This window comes from Bacteroidales bacterium, assembly GCA_016709865.1.
Classification (GTDB): Bacteria; Bacteroidota; Bacteroidia; order Bacteroidales; family VadinHA17; genus LD21.
In genome coordinates this window covers 642285-664408 of record JADJLX010000005.1, presented here as the reverse complement: position 1 = coordinate 664408, position 22124 = coordinate 642285, and the positions used below count along the sequence as shown (strand labels likewise).

Genomic DNA, 22124 nt, shown 5'->3' with positions numbered 1-22124 from the left:
AAGATGTATTTGTACGGTTCTTCAGGGCATGGGAAAGTAGTCATTGAAATTTTGGAGAATTCAGGAATTTCTATTGAAGGATTGTTTGACGACAATCCTGATATTTCAAGCCTTTTCGGTTATAAATGTTTGATATTTGACCAATATCTTATATTGAATTCTGAATTGATTGTCTCAATTGGTGATAATGTAACAGGAAAGTTAGTAGTAGATAAAATTGGAAGCGTAAATTTTGGTGTCGCTATTGATGTTAGTAGTTCTATATCAAGAAGATCAGTTATCGGTAAAGGTTCAGTTATAATGCCAGGTGTATCTGTAAATTCAGGTACTATTCTGGGGAATCACGTTATTATTAACACAAATGCTGCTGTGGATCATGATTGTTTCCTTGAAGATTTTGTCCATATCTCGCCAGGATGTTCCATCTCCGGGAATGTTAACATCGGAGAAGGTTCCCATGTTGGAACCGGAGCTTCCGTAATACAGAACATAAGAATAGGAAAATGGTGTATTATCGGTGCTGGATGCGTTATAATCAGAGATGTCCCTGACTTTTCAGTTGTTGTTGGAAATCCGGGAAGAATAATTAAAAAAAATAATTGCTATCCGAATAGTAATATCGATTCTTAATCAGGTTTGTCCAAAATAAGTAAAGTCGAATATAAGAAGATTACAATATGAATCAAAAAATCTGGCTCTCTTCTCCTCATATGAGTGGTGAAGAAATGAAATTTATCAATGAAGCATTTGCTACTAATTGGATTGCACCATTAGGTCCAAATGTTGATAGATTCGAAAAAGAACTTGCACATTACTTATCTGTTAAAAGCTGCGCAGCACTCTCTTCTGGTTCTGCTGCGATCCACCTTGCTTTGATAGTTTTAGGTGTAAAACATGGTGATGAAGTGCTTTGTTCTTCATTCACCTTTGCCGCCTCAGCCAATCCAATTGTCTATCTTGGAGCAACACCTGTCTTTATCGATAGTGAGCCAGAGACCTGGAATATGGATCCTGTTTTATTGGAAGAAGCCATTAAAGACAGAATTAAGATTGGCAAAAAACCCAAAGCTATAATCCTTGTTCATCTGTATGGAATGCCTGCTAAAATTGATGAACTGGTTGCTGTTGCATCAAAATATAATGTTCCTATTATTGAAGATGCAGCAGAAGCAATAGGAAGCGAATATGATAACAGAAAGTGTGGATCTTTTGGAGATATTAGTATTCTTTCATTTAATGGAAATAAAATAATTACAACAGCCGGAGGCGGAGCTATTGTTTCGAACAATAAAGAATATGTAGATCATGCCAGATTTTTATCAACTCAGGCCGCCGATAAAGCTGTGCATTATCAGCATTCACAGATAGGTTATAATTACAGACTAAGCAATATCCTTGCCGGTATTGGATTAGGGCAGCTTGAAGTATTAGATTCACGAGTAGACAGTCGTAGAAAAAACTTCCATAAATATGTTGATGCTTTATCATTATTTGAAGGGATAAAATTCCATAAAGAACCGTCTGAAAAATTTAAGTCTAACAGGTGGCTTACAACAATTGTCGTTGATCCTGATTATTGTAATGGAATAACCCGTGAGGACATTCGCCTGGGCCTTGAAAAAGAGAATATCGAATCACGACCACTTTGGAAACCGCTCCATATTCAACCTGTATTCTTATCCTGTCCATCATATATAAATGATGTTTCCTATAATCTTTTTGTCAGTGGATTATGTCTGCCATCAGGCAGCAATTTGTCTGATGGTGACTTTAAAAGAATAGTCGATTGCATTTCCTCTATTTTGAAAAAATGAAATGAAGTTTTTTAAAACCTTAATTAAAACAGTATTTTCAGATTATCTGATAAGCAAATGCTCTGGAATCTTCTACGGTTGGCATGGAAATTACAAATCCTGGAACGAAGCAAAGTCAAAATGCAAGGGATATGATGAAAAGCAGATCCTTGATAAGGTTCTGAACAATGCTTTGAAAGTAAAAAATGGTGAAATTCCCTTTGAACGGGACTCTGTTCCATTTGACAAGAAAGTATATTCATTTCCTCTTCTTGCTTCATTATTGTGGATTGCCAATCAGAACAATAATAAACTTAATGTCTTGGATTTCGGAGGTGCTCTGGGTACAAGTTATTTCCAAAACCTCTCCTTTATAAAATCTCTATCAGAACATAATTGGTGTATTGTTGAGCAGAAACATTTTGTTAATGAAGGTATTAAGTCATTTGAAGATGAAAATCTTCATTTTTATTATTCGATAGACGAGTGTCTGCTTAAATATAAAATTAATGTGATCTTGCTTTCCAGTGTAATACAGTACATTGAGAAGCCATATGAACTTCTTGAAGAGATTATCTCGAAACAGTTTGATTACATATTATTTGACAGGTCTCTGTTTATAGAAAATGACATTGATAGACTTACCATACAAACAGTGCCAAAGAAGATTTATAAAGCCTCTTACTGCTGCTGGTTTCTCAGTGAATCCAGGTTTCTGAGTTTGTTTAAGGAAAAATACGATTTAGTCTATGACTTTGATATTAATGAAAGGATAAATATAAAATCTCTTTATAAAGGGTATTTATTCAAAAGAAAATGTTGAATCTGATTATTCATCATAAAGAGATATTAGATATAATAAGAGTCTATTTCTTTAATGTTTAAAAATTGGCTTCATTGAATAAGTAAAAGTCTCCCCTCCTTTTGAAGGAGGGGTGGCCGGGAGTGCTGATTATCTTGCTTTTAAGAGGCCCTTTTTCCCGGCCGGGGTGGTTGATTATTTCCGTTTTCTTTGTTACCTCGAGTTTAAAAACCAACATTACAATGGCCCACCTAGTCAATCTTAAAACCTTCACAGACCACAGAGGAAATCTGACCGTTATCGAGAAAGTTATCCCTTTTGCAATTAAAAGAGTATTTTACATTTACGGCGTTGATAATTCTGATCGGGGATTTCATCGACACAAACAGACCATTCAGGCTGCGTTGGTATTGCAGGGAAAATGCAGAATAGTTAGTCAGTCTGGAGAAGGCCAACAAGTTGAAGAATATTTGTTGGATTCGCCATCAAAATGCTTGATTATTAACCCTGAAGACTATCATTGGATGGATAGGTTTACTAAAGATTGCATACTTATGGTTTTCGCTTCAGAATATTATGATGCAGACGATTATATTTTTGAACCATATGAGTAAAGAGATATTATACGAAAATCTAAATAAGTCAAATCAGGAGTTTCTTGAAGATTACAAGAGGGAATTTGCTCAGGTTCTTGATTCTGGATGGTTTATTCTGGGCACTAATGTCAATAAATTTGAAGAAGAATTCTCAGCATATTGTGGTTCACGGTATTGTGCAGGTTTAGCTTCAGGTTTGGACGCTTTATCAATCGCTCTGCGGGTTTTAAATTTTAAGAAAGGAAGTGAGATCATAGTACCTTCGAATACTTATATTGCTACAATTCTCTCCATCATAAACAATGGACTTAAGCCAATATTAGTTGAACCGGATATACTGACATACAACATAAATCCAAGCAAAATTTCTGAAAAAGTTACATCAAAAACAAAAGCAATTATGGTTGTCCATTTATACGGCAAATGCTGTGAAATGGATAAAGTGTTGGGAATAGCCAAAGTACACAATCTAAAAGTCATTGAAGACTGTGCCCAGGCTCATGGAGCTACTTTTGAAAACAGAATGGCGGGAACTTTTGGAGATTTTGGAGCATATAGCTTTTATCCTACAAAAAATCTGGGTGCACTCGGCGATGCCGGGGCGCTGATCACAAATAATGAAGACTACTATGATACCGCAAAAATCATCAGGAATTATGGGTCAAAAGTAAAATATAAGAATGACATGATTGGTGTCAATTCCAGATTGGATGAAATTCAGGCTGCATTCCTGAGAGTTAAACTAAAACACCTTAATAAGATTACAGAACATAAGAGACGATTGGCGAACATATATTTTGAAAATCTTAATGACACATTTATTAAACCTGTGCTGGAAGACAGGTTTCACGATGTATTTCATATTTACAATATCAGGACTCCCGACCGAGACAAACTCAAGGCATATTTACGAGAAAATGGTATACATTCAGAGATTCATTACCCGATTCCTCCCTATTTACAAACTGCAATGAAAGGAATCATAGATAACCAGATTTCTCCAATTGCAAAGGAAATACATGACACTATCTTAAGTCTGCCAATATCCTACGGAAATACAGAAGATGAAATTTACAGAGTCTGCGATGTAATGAATCACTTTGCACTAAAAAGGAATTGATATGCTCAAACCTAAATATTGCCTTTGCGCCGTTGTGCCTCTGCGCCTTTACGCCTTTAAGCCATTTTATAAATGATTGATAAGAAATACATCTGTACCTATTTTGATATTAATTTTTTGCCCAGAGGATTGGCATTATTCTATTCTGTAAAACAGTATCATAAAGATTTTGATTTTTTGTACTCACTTTTGATAAGGAATCATATGAATTTCTTAAAATTTGAATGATAAGAACCTTACTCCAATCTCCATTGATGAGTATAATACTTATTTTAATACTTCAATATTGAAATTTGAAGATAAAAAGCAATATTATTTTAGTGCGACACCCAATCTCTGCTTATATTTAATCGAAAAGTATCCCGGGATTAATATATTGCTTTATCTTGATGCGGATGTATACGTTTATGACTCATTGAATTCCTTATATGAAGAGTTTTCGGATTCCTCAGTTGGATTTTGCTCCCACCGGCTTCATCCTATTATAGACCTATTTACAAGAAGCTACGGTAAATACAATGTAGGTGTTAATTTATTCCGAAACTCAGAAACTGGTTTAAAATGTCTGAGAGATTGGAAGTCAGACTGTGATAGTTGGTATCCTGAGATACCCGGATATAAACTGAAATTCTTTTCAGATCAGATCTTCCTCGATTCATGGCCTGAACGATATGAAGGAGTGAAGATAATTGAGAACATCGGAGTAAATGTATGTCACTGGAATGCTACTAACTATAAGTTTACAAAACAGAATGAACGATATTTCGTAAATGGAGAACCATTGATTATTTATCACTTCTCTTCATTACGAAAAGAAAGTGATACTATATGGAATGCCGGTTCAATATATGCTTTTGTTTCTATAAAAAAAGTTTTGCTTGAGATTTATACTGAGTACGTAAAACTTCTCGAGTCTTTTGGATTAGATAATATGAAAATGGAAAAGATGACACATAAGGAAAGTCTGAGGAAAAGAGTATTCCATTCAGTCATGAAGTTCTTTATAAATGAGAAGATAGATCTAAAATCAGATAAGTAATAAAAATGATTAAATATATTCTTTGTGTACTTTGTGTAGATCCTTTGTGACCTTTGTGGTTAATAGATTTACATAGAAATAATTAATAACAAACTTATTAAAAATATGTATAAGAATAAGGTATTACTTATTACAGGCGGAACAGGTTCCTTTGGAAATGCAGTCCTGAAAAGATCCATAAATACTGAAATCAAGGAAATCAGGATTTTTTCGCGTGATGAGAAGAAGCAGGATGATATGCGCAGGGTTTATAATAACCAAAAATCAAATATTATATTGGTGATGTAAGAGATTATGACAGCATAAATAATGCTATGGTGGGGGTAGATTTTGTTTTTCATGCTGCTGCTCTTAAACAGGTTCCTTCTTGCGAGTTTTACCCTAGTCAGGCCGTTCTCACAAACATTATGGGAAGCGAGAATGTTGCCAAGGCAGCAATTGCAAATAAAGTAAAGCGTTTCATCTCTCTTAGTACAGATAAAGCCGTTTATCCTGTAAATGCAATGGGAATATCTAAAGCTATGATGGAGAAAATTATTATTGCTTCCAGCAGGGTTTCAACAGAAACTGTTTTTTGCTGCACACGTTATGGAAATGTAATGGCTTCCAGAGGTTCAGTTATTCCTTTGTTTATAAAACAGGCTAAGGAAAATAAAACATTAACTGTCACAGACCCCTCAATGACAAGGTTCCTGATGTCTCTTGATGAATCACTTGATCTGGTGCTTTTTGCTTTTCAAAATGGAAATCCGGGAGATATTTTTGTCCAGAAAGCACCAGCCTCAACTGTTGGAGATCTTGCTCAGGCAATAATTGAACTCTTTAATTCAAGAAGTAACGTTGGTGTTATTGGAACACGACATGGTGAAAAACTCTATGAGACATTACTTAGTCGTGAAGAGATGGTGAAAGCTGAAGATATGGGTAATTATTTCAGGGTTCCTTCAGATAACAGGGACCTAAATTATGATGGTTATTTTGTTGATGGTATTGTGGAAACCTCTGCAAAGGAAGATTACACTTCTCATAATACTACTATACTGGGTATTCCTGCTATAAAGAAACTTTTGTTGAAGCTTGATTATGTTCAAAATGAATTAAAGGCAACCGGATATGAAAAAAGTTCTTATAACGGGTTCTGATGGTTTTATTGGGAAAAATCTTCTGATTCACCTTCGATTTATGCCTGATATTGAGGTATTTGAATTTGATATTAAACATAATAGGGACTATCTGAAGAAGACCCTTGATAACATTGATTTCGTTTTTCATCTTGCAGGAGTTAACAGACCGGTAGATGTTAGTGATTTCAGTAAACATAATACAGAACTAACAGAGTTCATTGTTAATTATCTTATAGATAAAAAGAAGTTTGTCCCAATTATCCTTTCTTCCTCCACTCAGGCTGAGCTTGATAATGATTATGGTCGCAGTAAACTTGAAGCTGAATCGCATCTAAATAAGTATCGTAACTTAGGTGGAGTTGGATATATTTATAGATTTACTAATGTTTTTGGAAAATGGTGCAAACCCAATTATAACTCAGTTGTAGCGACGTTCTGTTATAATATTGCAAATGGGAAAGAGATAGTCATCTCTGATAGAAATAAAGAAATATCTCTCATTCATGTTGATGACATAGTTAAAGTTTTCAAGCAATTATTGTCAGGAAACAGAGAGGAGCAAAATTCTTCTTTCTTGTCAGTCAGCCCTTCATATAAAGTTACTTTGGGTGAAATTGCAGATTTAATAAAATCATTTCAGAATATGTCCGCCTCAGTCATGATCCCTAATATGGAGGGTGACTTTACCCGGAAACTTCATTCTACATATTTGTCATATATCCCGCTTGAAAATGCACAATATCCTGTTGTCAGGCAAAATGATGATAGGGGTTATTTGTTTGAGTTAATAAAATCAAAATCACTTGGACAAATTTTCATCTCTAAAACAAATCCTGGCATTACAAGAGGAAATCATTTTCATCATCTTAAAAATGAGAAATTCTGTGTGATTGAGGGTAGCGCTGTTATTAAATTCCGACATTTGATAACTGATGAAACACATGAGTATTTTGTAAATGGAGAAGAACCATCAGTCGTAAATATCTTACCCGGATATACTCACTCGATTACAAACACTGGTTCTGATGAGCTTATTACACTTTTTTGGGCAAATGAGCCTTTTGATAAGGAGAATCCTGATACCTTTTTTGAGAAAGTAGTAAAATGAAGAAAATTAAAGTCCTTACAGTAGTTGGTACACGACCAGAAATAATCAGATTATCAAGGGTACTTGCCAAACTGGATCAAACTGCTGCGATTGAGCATATTTTGGTTCATACCGGACAAAATTATGATTATGAATTAAATGAAATATTTTTTGAAGATCTGGAACTCAGAAAACCGGATTATTTTCTAAATGCTGCTGGTGCTACTGCAACTGAGACCATTGGGAAAGTAATAATAAACATTGATCCTGTATTGGAAAAGGAAAAGCCGGATGCCTTTCTTGTTCTGGGAGATACAAACAGCTGCCTGTGTGCAATCCCTGCAAAAAAGAGAAAGATCCCGGTATTTCATATGGAAGCTGGTAACAGATGCTTCGACCAGCGTGTTCCGGAAGAGACTAACAGGAAAATTGTTGACCATATAAGTGATATAAATCTAACTTACAGTGATATTGCCAGGGAATATCTTCTTAGAGAAGGGCTTTCTGCCGACAGGATAATCAAAACAGGCAGCCCTATGTTTGAAGTTCTAAATCACTTTCTTAACAACATTAAAAAGTCAAAGGCACTTTCAGAACTTGGATTAGAAAAAGAAAAATATTTTGTCTTTTCAGCACACAGGGAAGAAAATGTGAACTCAGAGGTAAATTTCAATGATTTGGTAAATTCAATAAATTCAATTGCAGCAGAATTCAAATTACCTGTCATTGTATCCACACATCCCAGAACCCGCAAACAGATAGAAGCAAAAGGAATTAAGTTTGATAAGTTAGTAGTATTAAGTAAACCCTTTGGTTTTCTTGACTATGTTTATCTCCAAATGAATGCTTCTGCTGTATTATCTGATAGCGGGACTATCTCTGAGGAATCATCAATATTGAATTTTCCGGCCCTGAATATCCGTGAGGCTCATGAACGCCCTGAAGCTATGGAAGAGGCATCAGTTATGATGGTTGGACTTAAATATGATCGTATTTCGCAAGGATTATCAATTTTAAAGGATCAAAAGAGGGGAGAAGTCCGCTCATTAAGACTTGTTAATGACTACTCAATGCCAAATGTTTCAGATAAAGTGGTCAGGATAATCCTCTCTTATATAGATTATATTAATACAAATGTCTGGAAGAAATAGATCAAATAGGTTCTACTTTTGTCTTTTTACTTTTATCATTTGTCTTTATTCTGATCTTTGATGACCAGGGCAGAACTTTTCCAGTCTCTTAAAAGATCAGAATTACTTAAGAATACATCCATCCTTGTCTCTGGAACTGCTATCGCGCAGTTAATCCCCATTCTGCTTCAACCTATACTCAGGCGATTTTATTCTGCTGAGATCTTCGGTGCTTATGCGGTGTATCTTAGCCTGGTTGGGATACTGGCAATTATCTCATCATTCAAATATGATTTGGCTATAATCTTACCTAGAAAGAATAAGGATGCTGTTAATATATTTTTTTTAACTGTACTAATTAATCTGGCATTCAATGTTGTTTTATTACTGGTTATTATAATATGGCAGCCACAGTTTCTCAGCTTTTTCAACCTGCCTGAGAAGTATTCTGAATATCTCTTTTAGTGCCTCTGGGCATTTTTTTTTACAGTTTCTACCAGAGTATAAATAACTGGTTAATAAGAGAAAAGCATTCCTTCCTGTTTCAATAAATAAGTTTGTACGAAGAGGATTTGAGGGAGTTGGGCAGCTTGGTTTTAAGTTTTAAATAATTCTCATGGTATAATATATGGAGACCTGATTGGTCATGTTGCAAACATAATTTCAGGTATTCTCCAGGGAGCCAAACGGGGGCTCTCATTAAGTCTTCTTAGTACTGAAAAAATTAAATATGTCGCTCAAAAATATTCGGAATTTCCAAAATTCAATGTAATTCCAAGTCTCATGAGTGCTTGTAGCTTTCTCCTTCCTGTACTCCTTGTGAATAAGTTTTATTCTGCCGAAATGACTGGTTTTTTTGACCTTTCCAGATTATTGCTTTCTATTCCATTGGCACTTATTGCCACATCAATATCGAATGTTCTGCTGCAGAGCCTCTCAGAAAAATTCAGAGATCGGAAAACCTTAAAGAAAGATTTGCTTCTGATACTTGGAGTTGTATCAGTTATCGGAGTAACTGAAATAATTGTTATTAGATTTTTTGGTGTTCAGATATTTAAAATCGGTTTTGGTGAGGGAAATGCATTCTCAGGGAAAATATCCCAGATTCTTGTCTGGTCTTATGCTCTGAACTTTTTTGTGGCCTCCTTCAGCGCCATTTTTATTTCAATGAACAAGATAAAATTACTGAGCATTTGGCAGTTGTTTTACTTTATTTCAATTCTTTCACTTACACTTTTCAGCAAATATGACTTTCTTGATTTTCTTCGTATTTACGTTTCAATTGAGGTAATTTGTTACCTTGTAATTATTACAATGATGTTGTACATTGTTTTTGGTTACGAACGAAAGATAAAGACTCTATCGATATGATTTGCGCTCACTTCTTCCAATATTCCATTTCTCCATTAGATGAGCTTTAAACTATTCACAATAAGCACAATGTATCCGGGTTATCTGGAATCATTTAGAAGTCGTTTTGACTCATCAGAAAACATGCCTTATGCAGCACATTATGATCTTTTACTTGAAGATACTACGGAATTTGCCGGTGCTTATACCAAGACTTTTAGTGATCTTGGACTCGAGACGAAATGTGTAATAGCTAACTCTCATGATCTTCAGACTAAGTGGAAATTGGAAAATGGGAATAAAAGTGATAAGCCTGAACAGGTTTTGTTTGAACAGGTTAAGAAATTCCAACCAGACGTACTCTGGATTGAAAATCTAAGCTTTACTGATACATCCTGGCTTGAGAATATCAGAAATAAAGTCAAGAGCATTTCTCTCATAATTGCATATCACTGTTCGCCCATGGGACCAAAAATACTGGAGCGTCTAAAGTATGTCGATTTTGTTATTACATGTACACCCGGTTTAAAAGAGGATATTATTAGAAAGGGTTTCCGGTCATATCTGGTTTATCATGGTTTCGATCAGGGCATCCTGAAACGTATTACGCATAGAGAGGGAGCTATTCAGGGAAATTTTATATTCTCCGGATCTCTTGCTACTGGAACCGGATTCCATGGGGAGAGAATAGAACTGATAGAAGGGCTTCTTAATTCAGGTATTGATATTGATTTATACGTAAATCTGGAGTCAAAAAATAAAATTGCTGCAAAACAGATACTCTATAAAACAAATCAGTTTCTTGATAAAAGTAATATGACCTGGTTAAAGAAGTATTTCCCTGTTCTTGAATCAAATAAAACTGCTGTAAAACAATATTCGGAAGGATTGCTTGCAAAAAAACAACTCCCTGTCTTTGGTATTGATATGTATCAGTTATTTCATGATTCAAAAGTAGTATTGAATTACCATATAGGTGTCGCAGGCAACTTTGCCGGCAACATGAGGATGTTTGAGGTTACCGGTGTTGGGAGTTGCCTGTTAACAGATAATAAATCGAATATGAGTGATTTGTTTGATGTAGGTAGTGAAGTTGTTGTTTATGAAAATAAAGAAGATTGTATAGCAAAGGCAAAATGGCTCCTGGAAAATGAAGATGAAAGAAAGAAGATTGCTTTAGCAGGGCAGAAAAGGACATTAACATTACATACTGTTGAGAACAGATGTAATCAGATTATTGAGATCATTAACGATGAATTAAAGAAAAAAAGAAAAAATGGGTAATCTAAATTTCGCATTGATTGGCTGTGGCAGGATTGCTGAAAGACATGCCGAGCAGATTGCAAAACAGGCAAAACTGAAAGCAGTTTGTGACATTAATAAAATAAAAGCTCAAACAGAATAGATATAATCCTCCTGTCCAGGCAATTAAAGATGCTCTGGATGAAAACAGGTTTGGTAAAATTTTCAGTATACAGTTGAACTGTTTTTGGAACCGTAATCCAGAATATTATACAAATTCTGATTGGAAAGGGACTAAAAACCTGGATGGAGGGACCCTTTATACACAATTTAGTCATTTTATTGATTTGCTGTATTGGTTTTTCGGTGATGTCAGAAAAGTAGAAGCCATGACGGGTAATTTCAATCATAGTGAGATTATTGAGTTTGAGGATACGGGTGTTGTTATTTTGGAGTTCTTTAATGGAGCGATTGCGACAGTAAATTACAATGTGAACAGTTATGCTAAGAATATGGAAGGCTCATTGACTATTTTTGGTGAGAATGGCACAGTAAAAATCGGTGGACAGTATTTAAATGAGCTTGAATATCAGAATATCAAGGATTATAAAATTGGAAACCTCCCACAAGGTAATCCTCCAAATAACTATGGTCAGTATGTAGGATCAATGTCAAACCATAACAAAGTATATGAGAATGTAATTGAGGTCCTTTTAAACCATGGCAGGATAGCTACAAATGGATTTGAAGGTTTAAAAACTGTTGAAATTATTGATAAAATATATACATCAGCAAAAAATAACTCTAAATGATAAACTCTGAAAGAATACCTCTTGTAGATCTTAAAGCACAATACATATCTCTGAAAGATGAGATTGATTTTGCAATAAGCCAATGTGTTGAAGATAATAATTTTATCAGAGGGAAGTCTGTAGGATCATTTGAAGATGATTTCGCAAAGTATATCGGGGCAAAGTTTTGTGTTGGATGTGGTAACGGAACTGATGCACTCGAAATTATTCTAAGATCATTAAATATTAATGCCGGAGATGAAGTTATTGTTCCAGCATTGACATGGATAGCTACAGCTGAAGCGGTAAATAATGTTGGTGCTGAACCGGTATTCGTTGATATTAATCCGGAAAACTATACAATTGACACCACCAGGATTAAAGCTAAAATTACAAAGAAAACGAAAGCGATAATTCCTGTACATCTTTATGGTTCTCCGGCTGATATGACTGAAATAATGACTATTGCAGGTGAACACGGCTTATTTGTTATCGAAGATTGTGCACAAGCACATGGAGCCGAATACAAAGGGAAGAAAATCGGGACTTTTGGGATTGCATCGGCCTTCAGCTTTTTTCCAAGTAAGAACCTTGGAGCATTCGGTGATGCTGGAGCAATAATTTCTAATAACAAGGAGGTTGCTGAAAGATCCAGGATGTTTACAAATCATGGGCAGCTTGCTGAACGGCATTTGCATTCAATTATTGGAAGAAACAGCAGACTGGATACGATTCAGGCAGCAATCCTTAGTGTTAAACTTCCATTTTTGGACAAATGGAATGAAAGCAGGAGAGGTGCTGCAAATATCTACATGTCAGATTTAAAGACCAGTTCAGGATTAATATTACCCCTTTTTGAAAATGACAAGAAACATGTATTTCATCTGTTTGTTATAAGAACTCAGATTCGTGAAAGACTGATAACGGCTTTGAATGGAGACAATATAAGTTGCGGAATTCATTACCCAAAAGCTTTACCATTCCTGGATGCGTATCTTTATAAGAAACATAAAACCTCAGACTTCCCTGTTTCTTCAAACTTTACCAATGAGATCCTTTCAATTCCTGTCTATCCCGAAATTACTCAGGACCAAGTAAGTAGAATTTGCAGGATTATTAATAATTGTAAGTAGTTTTTATTTCGGACTAAAGTCCTTAATCATTTGATTGTCAATAACCACGGACTTAAGTCCGTGGTTATTGTATTGCCTGTGGTGTATGGCTTTAGCCCGGAAGTTCTTAAATGTATCATGATATAGTTTCATCGGAAAAGTCAGAATAATAAAAAAGTTAATCTAAATTTTACTATTATTGCGAATAGGGGATTGAACTCATTGCTTCTTTTTATGAATATGATTGCAAAAAACAAATTTCACTTGTTCCTGAAGTATTTGTTTATTACCATATTTTCCTGGGTACTTCTGATAAGATGCTCTAAGGAAGAAGAAATCCTTTATCCTGAAGCAGACCGGACAATAGAGATAACAGAAAATATTATTATAGATAACGGAGTACAGGTCAGGAAACCAATTTTTAACTATCTATATTATGATGATTTCCTACAATATATATCATCTTCTGATCATTTTTTAATTGTACCGTTAAGAGATTTTAAAAACACTGAATCAAAAGACAAAGTTGTACTTTCTCTCCGATATGATATTGACGAGAATATCGCCGCTGCTGTAAAACTTGCATATCGTGAACATAAGTATGGTATTAAATCAACATATTTTGTATTGCATACTGCAAACTACTATGGCAAAAAAGTTGGTGCTGATTTTGTGAGAAATGAGAACATTATTTATTACATAAAAAAGATTCAGGATGCATATGGTCATGAAATAGGATTTCATAATGACCTTGTAACACTCCAGTTAATGTATGGTATTCATCCCAGAGAATACTTGAAGAATGAACTTGAATATTTACGTGGCAATGGCATAAATATTTTGGGAACAACTTATCATGGGTCTCAATACTGCTATATATATAAGTATTTTAATGCATACTTCTGGTATGAGTACCCCAATAATGGATGGAACTATGAATATATTACCAAAGGATATAAGACCATTAAGATTGAAAAAGACTCTCTTTCAAGTTATGCTTTTGCCTATGAAGGTGGGTTTCTGGATCAGGATTATTTTTTCCATGACAGCAATTTCATTAATGGTAAAAGATGGAATATGGGAATGATTAATCTTGATACTATTAAACCAGGGAAGAAAGTTATCATTCTTTTACATCCGGCAAATTGGGATTGAACATTATGCATAATTTCTTACAAAGATATTTTGGCAAAGATTTCTTGCTTGAAGGATCCTTAACATATATTTTTGCTTTCCTCACAATAATTATTTTACCTGTATATCACTGGTATCTCCCTCCATTTATGATTCTCTGGGGAGTAGCATGGTTGTTAAGCATATTTACAAGGACGTATGATTATACAACAATTGATCATAAAGCCAGAATAGTATTTGTTTTATTTATCCTGTTTTTTATTTGGCAAATCATTGGAATGATTTACTCTGACAATCCAAAGGAAGGATGGCGAAATATAGAACTACGGATGTCTTTGTTGGTTTTCCCGCTTGTATTGTTTTCACCTGGAAATTTTATTCGAAAAAAATCCTTTCTGCTTTTAAAGATATTTGCACTCAGTACATTTGCTTTTCTGCTGGTATGTTTTGGTTATGCACTATACAGATCTCTTATTTTTAATAATGGGGAATGGGTATTTAATCCTCACCCTCCCATTGATTATTGGCTGAATTATTTTTACGCTTCAGAACTGGCCATTAAACAGCATCCTTCATATTTATCAATGTTTATACTTTTTTCTGGTTTCATTTCCATTGAATCATTTCTTGAAAAGGATAAAAAATCTATTTATAAGTATTTATGGATCTTTATTTGTCTGGTTTTATTCCTTTCAATCTATTTATTATCATCAAGGGCTGAGATTCTGGCTGCAATTATCTCTCTGCCAGTATATTTGTTATTTAAATTCAGGAATACAGGGAAAAGGCAACTACTTGTTTTTCTTTTTGCACTGGCTATCATAGTCCTGATTCCTCTGTCAATCTCTAATCCAAGATTTAGTTACTATTACAAATTGAATTCAGGAAAAGAGTTAGTTACTAAGTCAATGAAAGAAGACAGGATCAGGATATGGCATTCTGCTGTAATAATTATCAAAAAAAATATTCTGTTTGGAGTGGGAACAGGCGATATACAATCTGAACTTAATAAGGAATACAGGAAGCTGGGTTATGAAGATATCCTGAAAGTCAAAAACCTTAATGCTCATAATCAGTTTGTTGAAATTGCAGCAGAGCATGGTCTCGTAGGCTTAATTATTTTTATAGCCATATTTGTGGTTATGACTGTAATAGCTGTCACAACTGATAACACTCTATATCTTATATTTATACTGATTGTATTTATATCTTTTCTCTTCGAGACAATGCTAAACAGACTTGCAGGAGTTTCTTTTTTCTCCCTTTTTTCTTTTTTACTATTACATGTAGAATCAAAAACAAAGAGTAAATAAAGCCCCCTTCAGTGGGTATGGGGGCAAAAAATAAAAGGGAGCTTCGGGCTCCCTTTTTATTAGTATTTGTTATAGACTTCAGTTAGTTTTCGTCTGTTTGCCAAAAGTATCAACACAAGTAGCGTAAGAATAAAAATAATGGCACATATTTTTTTGCATAAAAGAAAGCACCATTATCTCTAAGGGCAGGAATTGTGAAATCACTTAACACTGTCACAATACCCTGATAGAGATCACGATCAGCTTCAAGAGCCTGCTTTCTGGCATACAGGGGGTAGATGTCAGAATAAATCAGTTGGGTTTTTTGTTCCTGAAGGAAAACCATTTGTCCTCCTGATTTTGGCTGCATACTTCTGGTTTCTTCAAAATACTTGACTTTTTGAAGACTGTCTAGCTGAAGAATATCATAATCCAACCTGGCCAGCATCTCTTTGTTCTGCCTTATCCTAACTTCATTTCTTTGCTGAAACAAAGGTTGTGAATTAATATAATTAATGATACCATTTTTTACGTTAGTTAACTCCTGAGGTGAATTAATCTTTACTCTCACATTAAGTCTGTCAAGCATCCTTACATTAACAGTATCATATACATCATGCTTCTTTGCAATATCAACAAAATCAGGTACCCCATCTCTACCGTTATCAATTATCCAGAAAGCACTTATGTCATTGATATTCTTTATCTGATCAGGTGATAATGATATTGCCTGGGTCAGAGCTGTTTTATTCTGTTCAACACAAAATGTATGTAACCTGTTTATGTATGTTATCATTTCATCAGTCGATACAACATTATTCCTCAAAACGAGATCAGATGTGTAGGATGAATCAGATGTTGCTTTAAATAAGAACGCAACTCCAAGCCCCATTGCTACACTTAATCCTAATGGAAGCCATCTTCTGAGCATAAATACAATTGAAATAAGCAATGCCCTGCCTAATGCATTTGCCCATCTACTGAAGGTTTTTCCAATTCTTCTGAAGAGATCCAAAAGATCTATCTCGTCATCCCTGACATTCTTATTATTAGTAACGTTTTCTGACATCTTAATAAATTAAGTAGTTATTTATACAAATATATTCAAATTTGAATTATGGAGAACATCCCATTGATTTTCTTTACACCCTTTTGGGTAGGGGCAGATAAAGAAAATCAACGAAAATCTATGTTATATTAGTTTGAAAACCTTTAGGGCAAGATCCCTCATCAACGGCTTATAATCCTGTACAAACTCTCCTGTAACACGATTGCCTATTACAAGGCAGATTGTTAGCGCTTTATGACCCAATAGGGCCGACAAACCATATATCGCTGAACTTTCCATCTCATAGTTGCTGATTGTCCTTCCTCTGAATGAGAATTCTGACAACTTGTTATTTATCTCATTATCAAATGTTTCAAGCCTGAGTCTTCTTCCCTGCGGAGCATAAAAGCCAGGCGCTGAAATTGTAATTCCTTTTTTGAAGTTCTCATTACTGAACGCTTCAATTAAGTCCTTGCTGGCATTAACCGCATAAGGGTAGGAGAGTGTGTCAGGCCATTCGAGGTACTCAGCAAGGTAGTCTGATAATCCTGTATCCAAAATCCAGTCGTATCCTTCATAAAAGTGCAGAAGTCCGTCAAACCCTATTGCTGTTTCTGTTAATATACAAGATCCTGCAGGAATATCAGACCTCAATCCTCCGGATGTTCCAATTCTGATAAATGTAAGGGATTCTGGTTCTTCTTTTACAATTCCTGTTTTAAGATCAATATTTACCAGAGCATCTAGTTCGTTAATAAGAATGTCAATATTATCTGTTCCAATACCGGAAGAAATAACTGTGATTTCGGTATTCTCAAAAAATCCGGTTACTGTCCTGAATTCCCTGTTCTCTTTTCTTACCCTGATTTCAGTCATCAGGGAAGCCAGCATATCCACACGTCCCGGGTCCCCGACAATAATGATTTTATTGGAAATGTCTCCGGGGAGGAGATTCAGATGAAATATACTTCCGTCTTTATTTGTGATAAGCTCAGTCTTCTTCTCCATAGAAAAAAATTATCCCCAAATTTACAATAAACCGGGGATAATACAAGTAATGCTCCTTTGCACTTTGCTATTTGCACTTTGCACTTTGCCCTTTGTTCCATGCTCCATGCTCCATGCCATGCTCCATGCCCTGTGCCTATTTATAATACACCATTATATTCCCTGAAATAAGCATCAATGAAATCTCAGCCAGTTTTGTCTGATACTGAACTGCAAGAAGCCGATCCTTTGCATCAAGCAAACTTTTCTGTACTTCTCTGAGATCAAGCCCTGAGAGGCTCCCTAATTTGTACCTTTCCAGAGCGATGTCAAGGTTTTCAGCAGCCGTCTGAAGGTTCTGCTCCTCAAGTCTTATAAGCCTGAGATTGCTGCTATAAGCATTGTATAGTGTGAGGAGATCAGCTTTGATACCCTGTTCCAGTTCCTGGTACTTTAACTCCTTGTTTTCCTTATCTATAGTGGAGTTCGCGATACTCCTTCTCTGGTTGAATCCATCGAAAATATTCAATCCAAGAGTCAGACCATAATTCATCCCGTTTGTTATCTGGTTTTTATTTGTTCCGGCAGAATAGGTGTTAAAGTTATAACTATATCCGGTTGACATATTAAGATATGGGTAGGACCTTGAAACAACAAGCTTATAATCAAGTTCAGAAAGAGTCTTGTTCCTCGATGCTATTAACAGGCTGGTATTACCCTCAAGTGTTTCATTTAACAGCTTTTCATAGAGCAATCCGGTTTCAACATCGATAGACGTGTCTTTTGTTGCAAACAGAATACCCATATCTTCTGCAGCCATAAGTTCATTAAGCTTTATCTGAGCTGCCCTCACAACTTCAATTTGCTTGGAAAGCTTTGAACTATCAGTATTTACATAAACTCTCGATTGCAATACCTGGAGCTTTGAACTGGAACCAAGGAGATATCTGGTTTCATCAATCCTCAATCGCTCTCTGGAAAGCGTAAGGGCATATTTAACATTATTAAGTGCCTGAACCTGATCAATATAATTGTAGTATCCTGAGATAATATCAGCAATAAGGTATTCAGCAGATAACTGGGAATTAAGTGATCCAAGTTGTTTTAATTCATCCAGCTTTTTATAGGTGGTCTGAACATTAAATCCATTAAAGATTGTCCACCCTAATGTTACACCGGCATTAGCTGTTGTATTGTGAACACCGTTACTTACTGTCTGTCCCCCTGCTGCAAGATTCTGTGTAGTATTATTAATCGTACCACTATAACGACTGCTCAGATCGAGGGAGGGTAGATACCCTGCATTGCCAATAGTGTAGTTATTATTGCTAACAGTCTCATTATTTCTGGCAACAAGTATTGAAAAGTTTCTTTCCAAACCTATTCCAATACAATCCTTGAGACCATACACTATCTGACCATCAACAGGCTTGAGCGATAAAACAATAAATATACTAAGCGTTAGAAGCCTCATTTTCATTTTCAATCTTTTTTGGTTCACTTGAAATATAGGTATACATTGCCGGGACAACAAAAAGTGTAAGGAATGTGGCAAAAAACATACCTCCGACAACTGCTATACCCATTGATACACGACTCTGTGCTCCCTCTCCCAATCCAAGAGCCAATGGGCTGATCCCGAGTATTGTGGCAAGACTTGTCATCAGGATTGGTCTGAATCGGGCTGCAGCAGAAAACTTAATAGCTTCTAATTTTGACATACCTGCGCTCTTACGCTGATTGGCAAACTCAACAATCAGAATTCCGTTTTTGGTAACTAGGCCGATTAACATGATGAGGCCAATCTGACTGAAAATATTCATTGTAATATCGAAATACCACATTGAGATCAAAGCACCGGTAAGAGCAAGGGGTACTGTCATCATTACAATAAACGGATCTTTGAAGCTTTCGAATTGAGCTGCAAGTACCAGGAATATTAAAATGAGTGCAAGCATAAATGCAAACATTAGGCTTGAGGAACTCTCTTTGAAATCTTTGGAATCCCCAGCCAATGCTGTCCTGAATGAATCGTCAAGTACTTCACTGGCAATTTTATCCATCTCATCAAGTCCCTGACTAATAGTCACTCCTTTTGGAAGTCCGGCTGATATCGTAGCGGACACAAACCTGTTGTACCTGTTAAGTGATGGTGGTGCAGTTTCCTCAGTAAAAGTTACCAGGTTATCGAACTGTACCATGTCCCCGGAATTATTTCTTACATAAAGTGACTTAAGATCCAATGGCTTATTGCGATCACTTCTGGCAAGGTCACCTAAAATCTGATACTGTTTTCCGTTCATAAAAAAGTACCCGAATCTCTGTCCGCTTAAAGCAAGCTGAAGTGTTTGTCCGATATTTTGAGTTGAAACACCCAGACTGCTTGCTTTTTGTCTGTCTATATGGATTCTTAATTCTGGTTTGGTGAATTTGAGGTTAACATCAGCCATCTGGAACATTGGGTCTTCTTGTACTCTTGACATAAATGCGGGAAGTACTTCCCTAAGCTTTTCAATAGAGGTAGCCTGTAAAACATATTGAATTGGCATGCCGGCTCTTCTGCTTCCGAATGTTGACTGCTGCATGACCATCGCTCTTGCCTTTGTTTTTTTTCTTACGTATACACCCAACTGATCAGCAATTTCCTGTTGCGTCCTTTCCCTTTGCCCAGGTTCCTTAAGCATTAATCTGACCATGCCCATGCTGCCACCTCTGATAAAAGTAATTATTCCATGCTTTTCCGGAACAAGCTGACCAACCTCTTCTGAGAGCTCATCTACATATCCAAGCATATATTCGTATGTCGCACCTTCCTGCGCGGTTGCATTTATCGTGATCTGGGATCTGTCTTCTAACGGTGCCATTTCTGCCGGGATCGATTTCCAAAGGAAAAAAATCAGAGCAAAAGTCACAATTAGTATTAGAAAGGTAACTTTTCTAACATTAAGGAAGGACTCAAGCGCACCACGGTACCATTCATTTAGTCTTGCAAAGAATTTTTCAGTCTTTCTGAAAAACCAGCTGTGCTTTTTTTCATGACGAAGTAGTTTTGACGAAACCATGGGAGTAAGTGACAGAGCCAGAAAAGCGGAAATTCCAACTGCTCCAGCCATAACTATTGCAAATTCCCTGAATAGACGTCCGGTTATTCCCTGAAGAAATACAATTGGGAAGAATACAGAGATAAGTGTTATAGTTGTAGAAATAATAGCGAAATATATCTCTTTAGATCCTTCTAAACCGGCTTGCATAGGAGCCATGCCACTTTCAACCTTTACATATATGTTTTCCATTACTACAATTGCATCGTCAACAACAATTCCAATTGCCAGTACAATTGCCAAAAGGGTAAGAACATTTATTGTAAAACCCGCAAGGTACATAATAAAGAATGATCCAATCAGAGATACCGGAATTACCAGAATCGGTATTAGTGTTGCCCTCCAGCTTCTGAGGAAGAAGTATATGATCACAACTACAAGAATAAATGCTATGTAAATTGTATCTTTTACTTCGTTTATCGAGTTTCTTATAAACTGAGTATTGTCAAATGCAACTTTTACATTAACGTCTGACGGAAGATCTTTCTTCATATACTCAAGACGCCTGTAAACTTCATCAACTATATCAATGTGATTTGACCCGGGTTGCGGGATAATAGCATTACTAACCATCGGAACTCCATCACTTTTAAGTATCCCTCTTATATCTTCCGGTCCCAGTTCCGCTCTCCCGATATCTTTAAATCTGACTATCTGATCTCCTGTTTGTTTTAGAATAAGATCATCAAATTCCTTTGGGGTTGACATAAGTCCGAGTGTCCTGATCGTTAGCTGAGTCGAAGTTCCCTCGATACTTCCTGAGGGAAGTTCAACATTTTCACGACTTATTGCATTCCTGACATCCAATGGAGTCATCTGGTATCCTGCTAACTTTACCGGATCGAGCCAGAGCCTCATCGCGTAGCGCTTTTCCCCCATGATTGTCACGGCACTTACACCGGGTATGGTTTGAAGTTGTTCCTTGAATGTAAGATCTGCTAACTCAGATAGCTCAAGCAATGATCTTTTGTTGCTTTCTATAGTAAATTGAAATATTGGGTTGGCATCAGCATCTGCTTTTGCTACAACAGGAGGGTCGCAGTCTCTTGGAAGCATTCTCATTGCCTGTGATACCTTATCTCTGGTGTCGTTTGCAGCTGTCTCCATATCAACAGAGAGTTCAAATTCAACCGTTATATCGCTGCCTCCCTGACGGCTGACACTTGTTAATTTCCAGAGGCTCCGTAATCTGTGTTTCGATTACGTCTGAGTTAGCTCCGGGGTAGGAGGTACGGACATTAATAATAGGAGGATCGACACTTGGAAATTCCCTTATACCTAAAAAGGTTACGCCTACTACTCCAAACAGCAGTATTACAATAGCAAATACTGTTGCTAATACCGGCCTGTTAATACTAACTGATGATAAACTCATT

17 protein-coding genes and 3 pseudogenes are annotated in these 22124 nt (G+C 36.0%); 16 read left to right on the top strand and 4 right to left on the bottom strand.

Features of this window, described 5'->3' with window-relative positions; all coding sequences use genetic code 11:
- Positions 1-3: 3 nt before the first annotated feature.
- The 16 genes and pseudogenes from IPJ16_11435 to IPJ16_11360 all read left to right on the top strand — a co-directional run bounded on the left by IPJ16_11435 (position 4) and on the right by IPJ16_11360 (position 15633).
- The gene (locus IPJ16_11435; protein ID MBK7627781.1) at positions 4-630 is read left to right on the top strand and encodes an acetyltransferase; all 627 of its coding nucleotides are present in this window, start codon (positions 4-6) and stop codon (positions 628-630) included.
- A 47-nt stretch (positions 631-677) separates the two neighbouring features.
- Positions 678-1814, top strand: a complete 1137-nt coding sequence (locus tag IPJ16_11430; GenBank protein MBK7627780.1) for an aminotransferase class I/II-fold pyridoxal phosphate-dependent enzyme — start codon at positions 678-680, stop codon at positions 1812-1814.
- 1 nt (position 1815) lies between these two features.
- Complete coding sequence (locus IPJ16_11425) at positions 1816-2616, top strand: methyltransferase, TIGR04325 family (GenBank protein ID MBK7627779.1); 801 nt, start codon at positions 1816-1818, stop codon at positions 2614-2616.
- Positions 2617-2837: 221 nt separating this feature from the next.
- Entirely contained in the window at positions 2838-3209 is a 372-nt protein-coding gene (locus IPJ16_11420; GenBank protein ID MBK7627778.1) for an FdtA/QdtA family cupin domain-containing protein, read from the top strand.
- A complete protein-coding gene (locus tag IPJ16_11415; GenBank protein ID MBK7627777.1) occupies positions 3202-4311 on the top strand; it encodes a DegT/DnrJ/EryC1/StrS family aminotransferase in 1110 nt (369 codons plus the stop codon). The genes IPJ16_11420 and IPJ16_11415 overlap by 8 nt, the downstream gene beginning before the upstream one ends.
- Positions 4312-4531: 220 nt before the next feature.
- Positions 4532-5350, top strand: a complete 819-nt coding sequence (locus IPJ16_11410) for a hypothetical protein (GenBank protein MBK7627776.1) — start codon at positions 4532-4534, stop codon at positions 5348-5350.
- A gap of 105 nt (positions 5351-5455) precedes the next feature.
- Positions 5456-6492, top strand: a pseudogene (locus tag IPJ16_11405) (polysaccharide biosynthesis protein).
- Positions 6464-7582 (top strand): NAD-dependent epimerase/dehydratase family protein, encoded by a 1119-nt coding sequence (locus IPJ16_11400; protein ID MBK7627775.1) that lies wholly within the window; start codon positions 6464-6466, stop codon positions 7580-7582. The pseudogene IPJ16_11405 and the gene IPJ16_11400 overlap by 29 nt, the downstream one beginning before the upstream one ends.
- Entirely contained in the window at positions 7579-8712 is a 1134-nt protein-coding gene (gene wecB, locus IPJ16_11395; GenBank protein ID MBK7627774.1) for a UDP-N-acetylglucosamine 2-epimerase (non-hydrolyzing), read from the top strand. The genes IPJ16_11400 and wecB overlap by 4 nt, the downstream gene beginning before the upstream one ends.
- A gap of 60 nt (positions 8713-8772) precedes the next feature.
- On the top strand, positions 8773-9156 hold the full coding sequence (locus IPJ16_11390) for an oligosaccharide flippase family protein (GenBank protein ID MBK7627773.1): 384 nt from the start codon (positions 8773-8775) through the stop codon (positions 9154-9156).
- 156 nt (positions 9157-9312) lie between these two features.
- Positions 9313-10062 (top strand): oligosaccharide flippase family protein, encoded by a 750-nt coding sequence (locus IPJ16_11385; GenBank protein MBK7627772.1) that lies wholly within the window; start codon positions 9313-9315, stop codon positions 10060-10062.
- A 39-nt stretch (positions 10063-10101) separates the two neighbouring features.
- On the top strand, positions 10102-11325 hold the full coding sequence (locus IPJ16_11380; protein MBK7627771.1) for a glycosyltransferase: 1224 nt from the start codon (positions 10102-10104) through the stop codon (positions 11323-11325).
- Positions 11318-12095 (top strand): annotated as a pseudogene (locus IPJ16_11375) (Gfo/Idh/MocA family oxidoreductase). Before IPJ16_11380 ends, IPJ16_11375 begins: the two are co-directional and overlap by 8 nt.
- Entirely contained in the window at positions 12092-13207 is a 1116-nt protein-coding gene (locus IPJ16_11370) for a DegT/DnrJ/EryC1/StrS family aminotransferase (protein MBK7627770.1), read from the top strand. The pseudogene IPJ16_11375 and the gene IPJ16_11370 overlap by 4 nt, the downstream one beginning before the upstream one ends.
- A gap of 213 nt (positions 13208-13420) precedes the next feature.
- Positions 13421-14341, top strand: a complete 921-nt coding sequence (locus IPJ16_11365; GenBank protein ID MBK7627769.1) for a hypothetical protein — start codon at positions 13421-13423, stop codon at positions 14339-14341.
- 5 nt (positions 14342-14346) lie between these two features.
- Positions 14347-15633, top strand: a complete 1287-nt coding sequence (locus tag IPJ16_11360) for an O-antigen ligase family protein (GenBank protein MBK7627768.1) — start codon at positions 14347-14349, stop codon at positions 15631-15633.
- Between the two features lie 109 nt (positions 15634-15742).
- Here the strand turns inward: IPJ16_11360 and IPJ16_11355 are convergent, their stop codons facing one another.
- The 4 genes and pseudogenes from IPJ16_11355 to IPJ16_11340 all read right to left on the bottom strand — a co-directional run bounded on the left by IPJ16_11355 (position 15743) and on the right by IPJ16_11340 (position 22123).
- Positions 15743-16681: a hypothetical protein gene (locus IPJ16_11355; protein ID MBK7627767.1), complete on the bottom strand. Its 939-nt coding sequence runs from the start codon at positions 16679-16681 to the stop codon at positions 15743-15745.
- Between the two features lie 123 nt (positions 16682-16804).
- Entirely contained in the window at positions 16805-17668 is an 864-nt protein-coding gene (locus IPJ16_11350; protein MBK7627766.1) for a nucleoside phosphorylase, read from the bottom strand.
- A 136-nt stretch (positions 17669-17804) separates the two neighbouring features.
- Positions 17805-19121 (bottom strand): TolC family protein, encoded by a 1317-nt coding sequence (locus IPJ16_11345; GenBank protein MBK7627765.1) that lies wholly within the window; start codon positions 19119-19121, stop codon positions 17805-17807.
- Positions 19102-22123 (bottom strand): annotated as a pseudogene (locus tag IPJ16_11340) (efflux RND transporter permease subunit). The gene IPJ16_11345 and the pseudogene IPJ16_11340 overlap by 20 nt, the downstream one beginning before the upstream one ends.
- Between the last annotated feature and the right edge of the window lies 1 nt (position 22124).

Coding starts and splice junctions, on each gene's coding strand:
- IPJ16_11415 (MBK7627777.1), top strand. CDS start 3,202: ATGAGTAAAGAGATATTATACGAAAATCTAAATAAGTCAAATCAGGAG.
- IPJ16_11355 (MBK7627767.1), bottom strand. CDS start 16,681: ATGTCAGAAAACGTTACTAATAATAAGAATGTCAGGGATGACGAGATA.
- IPJ16_11430 (MBK7627780.1), top strand. CDS start 678: ATGAATCAAAAAATCTGGCTCTCTTCTCCTCATATGAGTGGTGAAGAA.
- IPJ16_11400 (MBK7627775.1), top strand. CDS start 6,464: ATGAAAAAAGTTCTTATAACGGGTTCTGATGGTTTTATTGGGAAAAAT.
- IPJ16_11365 (MBK7627769.1), top strand. CDS start 13,421: ATGAATATGATTGCAAAAAACAAATTTCACTTGTTCCTGAAGTATTTG.
- IPJ16_11380 (MBK7627771.1), top strand. CDS start 10,102: ATGAGCTTTAAACTATTCACAATAAGCACAATGTATCCGGGTTATCTG.
- IPJ16_11435 (MBK7627781.1), top strand. CDS start 4: ATGTATTTGTACGGTTCTTCAGGGCATGGGAAAGTAGTCATTGAAATT.
- IPJ16_11390 (MBK7627773.1), top strand. CDS start 8,773: ATGACCAGGGCAGAACTTTTCCAGTCTCTTAAAAGATCAGAATTACTT.
- wecB (MBK7627774.1), top strand. CDS start 7,579: ATGAAGAAAATTAAAGTCCTTACAGTAGTTGGTACACGACCAGAAATA.
- IPJ16_11345 (MBK7627765.1), bottom strand. CDS start 19,121: ATGAGGCTTCTAACGCTTAGTATATTTATTGTTTTATCGCTCAAGCCT.
- IPJ16_11420 (MBK7627778.1), top strand. CDS start 2,838: ATGGCCCACCTAGTCAATCTTAAAACCTTCACAGACCACAGAGGAAAT.
- IPJ16_11370 (MBK7627770.1), top strand. CDS start 12,092: ATGATAAACTCTGAAAGAATACCTCTTGTAGATCTTAAAGCACAATAC.
- IPJ16_11360 (MBK7627768.1), top strand. CDS start 14,347: ATGCATAATTTCTTACAAAGATATTTTGGCAAAGATTTCTTGCTTGAA.
- IPJ16_11425 (MBK7627779.1), top strand. CDS start 1,816: ATGAAGTTTTTTAAAACCTTAATTAAAACAGTATTTTCAGATTATCTG.
- IPJ16_11350 (MBK7627766.1), bottom strand. CDS start 17,668: ATGGAGAAGAAGACTGAGCTTATCACAAATAAAGACGGAAGTATATTT.